General features: G+C 37.8%; 4 protein-coding genes. 3 read left to right on the top strand and 1 reads right to left on the bottom strand.

Annotated elements, in window-relative coordinates; genetic code table 11:
* On the top strand, window positions 1-906 hold a 906-nt coding region (locus PLK24_RS07040), incomplete at its 5' end, for a 6-phosphogluconolactonase (RefSeq protein WP_324477643.1).
* 98 nt (window positions 907-1,004) lie between these two features.
* Here PLK24_RS07040 and PLK24_RS07045 read toward each other — a convergent pair.
* A complete protein-coding gene (locus PLK24_RS07045) occupies window positions 1,005-2,216 on the bottom strand; it encodes an ROK family protein (RefSeq protein WP_324477645.1) in 1,212 nt (403 codons plus the stop codon).
* A gap of 254 nt (window positions 2,217-2,470) precedes the next feature.
* Here PLK24_RS07045 and PLK24_RS07050 point away from each other — a divergent pair, with 254 nt between their 5' ends.
* Window positions 2,471-3,748 carry a DegT/DnrJ/EryC1/StrS family aminotransferase gene (locus tag PLK24_RS07050; RefSeq protein ID WP_324477647.1) on the top strand — a complete coding sequence of 426 codons (1,278 nt, stop codon included), beginning with the start codon at window positions 2,471-2,473 and terminating at the stop codon, window positions 3,746-3,748.
* Between the two features lie 939 nt (window positions 3,749-4,687).
* Window positions 4,688-5,986: a DegT/DnrJ/EryC1/StrS family aminotransferase gene (locus PLK24_RS07055; RefSeq protein WP_324477649.1), complete on the top strand. Its 1,299-nt coding sequence runs from the start codon at window positions 4,688-4,690 to the stop codon at window positions 5,984-5,986.
* Window positions 5,987-6,294 lie beyond the last annotated feature (308 nt).

Genomic DNA, 6,294 nt, shown 5'->3' on the forward strand with positions numbered 1-6,294 from the left:
TATGGTTTGTCTGATTTTATTCCTTTTAAAGATGTAAAGGAATGTGAACGGGTTAGGAAAATCAAAAAGGGAGATATAACCAAGCACCACAATCCAGATTTTAAGATCAAAGTCATTGAGGATCCCAATCAATTTTATATTGAATTTGCATTGGATTTGGTTAGCCGGATCAAAAAGTCAGCCGAGATGAATGATAAGTTAGTTTTAATTCTTCCAGTTGGTCCCGTTCCCCAATTCGAAATTGCTGCTCGTTTGATCAATGAGTTCAACCTTTCAATGAAAAATGTGCATACCTTCAATATGGACGAGTATGCTGATGAAAACGGTAATACTGCTCCAATTGATTGGCCAGGTTCGTTTCAAAAAGCCATGTGGGAAAACTTTTTTAACAAGATAAAACCGGAATTACGACCAGATTCAAAAAATATCCACTTTCCTACCAAAGATGCCCTTCCTGATTATGGGAAAATGATTGAGGACTTAGGTGGTGCTGACTGTTGTTATGGTGGTGTAGGTTGGTGTGGTCATATTGCTTTTTGGGAAGCTCATTTAGGATTTGAATTTGGAAATGACTTGGATGCGTATAAAAAACAAGGACCTCGTTGTGTTGAACTCCATCCTATGACCATCATGCAGAATGCTCTGCATTCCTTTAGCGGAGACTGGTCTTGGGTTCCTCCCAAAGCCAACACAATTGGTCCTGCCCAAATTGTTGGTGCAAAAGATCGGAGTTTCTGGTTAGATGGATATCTCGGAGGCGGTGTCAGTTGGCAGCGTTTTATTGCCCGTTTAGCAGCCCATGGTCCGGTTAATACTTTAGTTCCAGCCTCTCTTTTACAAACTGTTCCAGGGACCTATACTATCCTGGGTGGTGTCGCTGATAATGTTGAAATCCATATGGCTTAAAAAATAAGTTGCCAGGTTGATTTTAAAAAAGGGCGCAATAAATTAGCGCCCTTTTTTAATGCCTTTTTTGTATTTGTTTTATTCAACCAAACTGAAAGTCAAAAAAGCTCGTTTCCTTTGAATACTTGATTAAGAACCAAAGATGCCGCTCCACGAGACGCCGGTCGATCTTTGATCTCAGCAACTTTAAAAGCAAGATTCCGAGTGGCTAATTCTAAGGACTGACGACGTACTGTTCCCTTTACTGGGTTGATGATCAGGTCACCGAGATCGGCAAGTTCCCCACCGATGAGTATAGCTTCAGGGTTGAGTAAGTTCACTACATTAGCAATGACTTCACCTAAAGTTCGACCCATTTCTTCGACTAAGCTGGCACAAAATTTATCATTTTCATTTGCTGCCTTTATAAAGGAATGGATTGATAAAAAAGCAGTATTTTCACGAATATGGTCTAAATAGGGGGAGATGACACCGTGCTGAATAGCATTTTTAATCGATCGTATTACTGCCGAAGAAGAAACAAACATTTCTAAGCAACCGTGGCTTCCACAACTGCAGATCGGACCACTTTTATCATATTGAATATGTCCTAATTCTCCCGCTAACCCCTGTACACCATAGTAAAAAGAACCATGAGTCATTAAACTGGCACCAATCCCATAAGAGAGGTCAATATAAATCTGATTTTGAAAATTCCTACCAGCGCCAAAAAGGCTTTCGGCTAATAGTTTACAATTGGTGTTGCCCTCAACATAGATTGGGAGTTGAAATTCCTTTTCCATAATCTGACGAAGAGGAACATCCCTCCAATCGGCAATTTGCGAGCAGAACAATGAAACACCTTGTTCTCGATCCACTAAACCGGGGTCGGCAATGCCGATTCCCAGTAATGGTGTCATGTGAGTTGGATCGGCATGAATAAGTTGGTGTATAGTTTTTTTTAATTGTTCAACGAATTGGTTACCTGTAGCTTTTTCGGGGAGGGTATAATTTTTCTCACTGATTATTTTATTTTCTAAATCTATCAGTAAGCCATGAATCGATTGGGGATCAAACTCAATCCCGATAACCGTTCCCCCGTTAGGATTTAAAGTTAAAAGACGTTGTTTTTTTCCTTTTTGATTATTCCCTAAACCTTTTTCAATTAAAATATTTTCTTCAATTAATTCTCTAGTGAGTTGGGTAATCGATGCTGGACGAATGCCGGTCTTTTGTTGAATCTCAGTACGGGATAGGGAGCCGTTTTCGTAAACTAACCTTTTAATTGCCGCTTTATGGTGACTTTTGGCAAAAGATTTCCGCTTCTCCATTTTTTATCCTTGTTTTATGTTATTTACTTAGAAGAAAAAAACAAATTGACATGATAAACATTTAATATTAATATTCTATCAAATATGTTATTAAAAGGATATATTTGTTGAGCATGAAAATTAATATTCATTCAAGCAGGCAAATAATTCAAAAAAAATACATAATAGTAAATAATTTAATTGACTAAAACAAATAAAAAAGGATATACTTACTTATAAGAAAAAAATAATTCCTTTCTGAAGGAGGAGATTCCATGTCTGAGCGATTGGCAAAGTTGGGTGGAGAACCAATTTTTAAAGAGAAATTTCCTATGTGGCCGAGTTTTTCAGATAAAACCAAACAAGAAGCGTTGGCTCCTCTTGAGAATGGGTTGGTAAATTATTGGACTGGCCATAAGGGAGTTGAATTTGAAGAAAAATGGGCTCAATATTGTGATTGTAAATATGGGATATCAACCTCTAACGGAACCTCAGCTCTTCATACCGCTTTAGCTGCCTGTGATATTGGACCGGGGGATGAAGTTATAGTTACTTCCTACTCATTTATCGCATCGTCTTTTTGTGTTGTCCAGGCTGGAGCTATTCCTGTTTTTGCCGATGTTAGAAAGGATACTCATACCATAGATCCAACTTCAATTAAAGAAAAGATTACCTCTCGAACCAAAGCCATCATTCCCGTTCATCTTTACGGAATTCCCTGCGATATGGACGAAATCATGGCTATTGCTAAAGAACGTAATCTTTTTGTCATTGAGGATTGTGCTCAAGCACACGGAAGTGAATATCGAGGAAAAAAAGTAGGTAGTATCGGTCACGCTGGATGTTTCAGTTTTTGCCAGTCTAAGCATTTTACAACTGGTGGCGAGGGAGGAGCGGTGGTTACCAATGATGAAAACATTGCCTGGGCAGCGCGTTCATTCCGAGATCATGGTTATGATGTTAGAGAAAGGCTGCGGTTATTAGAATTGGAAAAGAAATTATTCTATATTCATCAGCGAGTTGGTTTTAACTACCGATTGACGGAAATTCAATCAATTATTGGTCTCTGTGAATTAGAACGTTTTGATGGGTGGAATAAAAGCCGCCGAGTCATGATTGGAGACAAATTATTAAAAGCCTTACAAGGTCATGAGGCTATTCAATATCTTCCTCCACAAGGGAAAGAAGGGAAGTTTATTTCCTACTGGCTTTTCCCTATAGTTATCAATTTAGATCGCATTTCTTGTACTATTAAAGAATTTTGGGAAGCAATCGAAGCCGAAGGGGTTCCGGTTGCTCCAGTGCTTTGGCCACAAATGTATAAAGAAAAGGCTTATATTGAACACAATGGTTTTGGAACAGCCAAGTTCCCATTTAAATCCAAAGAATATGCTGAAGTCCGATCAGTTGATTATCGAAATATTATTTGTGAAAATGCAGCATGGATCGAAGAAAGAACCTTTTGTTTTCCAACCCATCCAGTTTATGAAGATTGGCATGTTGATGCAATGGTAGCAGCTTTTGAGAAAGTATATAAATATTATAAAAAATAGATTGCCATGTAACCCGGTGGTATCAGATAAAAATCATAAAATTGGGCGCAATAAATTTGCGCCCTCAAGGTTTTTTAAATTTTTTAAATGGCTTGATTAATTATGCCCGTGGGCATTCAGGATAGATCTTCATGTTTTATAACAGCGCCAGACGACAATGAAAATAGTTATCTAAATCCGTCATTGCGAGGAGCCCAACTGTTTTTTGGTTGGATGACGTGGCAATCTCATCCATCCACTCCGTCATTCTGAGGAGCGTATTATGCGACGCGAGAATCCCATCATTTAAAGTATTTTAATAGCAAAGACCTATAAAAGATGAGATCCTCACGGCTTCTAAATACGAAGCCTCAGGATGACGCCTGCGGTGTCAGATAAGATCCTCACGGCTATAAAACAAAACCTGAAGATGGAAACATCACTTTAATCCCTTCTCCCTTGATGGGAGAAGGTGAGGATGAGGGTGAAAGTCTTGAGTAAGATTCAGGTTTGATGTTTTGAAATTGAACTCGAGGGAAAATCTAAGATTCCCCTCGCCTAGATACTTTTCCACCTTCCTTTTTACATCCCATTTCCTGTAGTTGGCTGCTACCTTTCCAGTGACCTCTTTTAAAGAAAAACGAAAAGAAATATTAAATATCCTCAAAATATTTGGCATTACCGGCAAAAAAATTGAAAATTAGTTAAAAAAACCTAATAAATTTTAATAAAGAACAAAAATGAAAATAAATAGCCAAAATATTACCATAAATATATGTAAATATGTCATAATTGAATTATAAACCAATTAAATAGATGAAAAATTTAGTTTGACAAATACATTTTTAAAAAGATAGAATAATAATGCCAATATTTATACCTATATAAAGTAACTGAGGGGAAGTTCTTAATATAAGAATTAACCGAGGCTTTCCCCTAAAAGCTAAAAGGAGGAAACGAATGCCTAATAAACCTTCAGATTTTCGTTACAATACTGGACCATCTCGAGTGCCCTGGGCAGCAGTTGGAGAAAATTATAATGCTTCTGATATTATCGCATTGATCAAATTTTTAATCATGAAAAATGATGAAGAATACGATGATGCTTTAAAAGAAGTCGAGGCAGCAATTCAGAAATTATCCCGTCATGGAAAAGCACCGGGTAAACTATCTTTAGGTGAAAATGTCTCCTTATTGGAAGAGAAAGTCAACGAGTATTTAGAGACTAATAATGCCACCTTTATAACCAATGCGACTGCAGGTTTTGAAATTGCCTATAAATATGCTAACTTAGGTCCTGGAGACGAAGTGATTGCGCCAGCTATCACTTTTATGGCAACCATATCCTATCCCCTCTCAGTAGGAGCAAAAGTTGTCTTTGCCGATGTCGATCCTCGAACCATAAACCTGGACCCAACCGATGTGGCGAAAAAGATTACTAAAAAAACGAAAGTCATTGTCCCAGTTCATATTGGTGGTTGGCCAGTAGACATGGATCCAATTATGGAATCAGCAAAAGAGCATGATATTATTGTTTTAGAAGATGCTGCACATGCCTTTGGTTCTGTCTATAAAGGAAAGAAGATTGGTACTATCGGGCATTTTGGAGCCTTTAGTTTTCACGAAGTTAAAAATGTAACGTCATTTGGAGAGGGAGGAATTGTCGTTTCAACTCTTCCTTTTGGAGATGACTTGAAGAAATGCCGTTTCTTGGGCTTAGATCTTAGCAAAAAAATCAAGAATTGGTTGTATGATGTAGTTGCTATGGAAGGTAAATACGGTCCTTTTGCTGCTGGTAATTGTTCATCAACCGAAGTTCAGGCACTGGGTTTGGTTCAACAGATGAGTCGTATTAATGATATTATCGCAGAGAGAAGAAGAAACGCCGAATATTTGACCAAACGGTTTAAAGAAAATGAAGCAATTATACCCCAATTATTAGATACTGAAGAGATTCAGTCAACTCACCACCTCTACCTTCTCCAAATTGATCCAAAGAAATTAAAGGGAGATATCCAAACTCTGAAGCAAAAATTAGACGAACGAGGTGTTACCAATATTCCTCACTTTGCACCACTCTATAAGTTTAATATTTTGAAAAGATTAGGGTATAATCAAGAAGAGTGGGAGAAGGCCTGCCCTAATGCCGAACAGGTATTTAATCATTGTTTTACTCATCTCCCCTTGTATCCCTTAAATCAAGGACAGCTTGAATACATGGCTGAAAATGTCTTACAATCGGTAAAAGAACTCCAGTAAGATAGACCCTCATGCCATTTTTTTTCAGATGAGGATGAAAACACTTATATAAAAAAATGTCATTCAGACTGTTTCACAAATCCTTATTTCACCAAGAATAGCTTGAAAGTGGAAGACACAGTACATTTATCTTCAGTTTTTGGTTATCTATTCCCAATATTACTGTAAAATATTAACATAAGCGGGGGTAAATAATTTACAGAATAATTGTGACACAACCTGATTGCGAGGAGGCTAACCGGTTTAGGTTGGATGACGTGGCAATCTCAACCTTCTGCTCCGTCATTGCGAGGAGCGTTTTGTGCGAC

This window comes from Atribacter sp. (genome assembly GCF_035418125.1).
GTDB lineage: Bacteria > Atribacterota > Atribacteria > Atribacterales > Atribacteraceae > Atribacter > Atribacter allofermentans.